General features: G+C 69.6%; 1 pseudogene. It reads left to right on the forward strand.

The features are described 5' to 3' along the window. Positions 1–526, forward strand: a pseudogene (locus tag TN53_RS42070) (type III polyketide synthase); the annotation flags it as partial.

Here is a 526-nt window from a genome sequence, read left to right on the forward strand (position 1 = left end):
CCGAACGCAACCGTATCTACGAGGCCGAGTCCAGGAAGCTGACCCCGCCGGTCATCGAGGACGCCCTGCGCAACGCCGACGTGGCGGCCCGTGACATCGACGCCATCATCTACGTGTCGTGCACCGGCTTCAGCATGCCGTCGCTGACCGCCTGGCTGATCAACCGGATGGGCTTTCGCTCCGACACCCGCCAGATACCCATCGCCCAGCTCGGCTGCGCGGCGGGCGGCGCGGCGGTCAACCGGGCCCACGACTTCTGCCTGGCCCACCCCGGCTCCAACGTCCTGATCGTCTCCTGCGAGCTGTGCTCGCTGTGCTACCAGCCCGACGCGGACGACATCGGCTCGCTGCTGTCCGACGGGCTGTTCGGCGACGCGGTCGCGGCCGCGGTCGTCCGCGGCAACGGCGGTGTCGGCATCGAGCTGGAGCGCAACGCCTCCTACCTCATCCCGCACACCGAGGACTGGATCTCCTACGCGGTCAAGGACACCGGGTTCCACTTCCAGCTGGACCGCGGCGTGCCCGG

The sequence above is a fragment of the Streptomyces sp. WM6386 genome (assembly GCF_000972385.1).
In the GTDB taxonomy this organism is placed as follows: domain Bacteria; phylum Actinomycetota; class Actinomycetes; order Streptomycetales; family Streptomycetaceae; genus Streptomyces.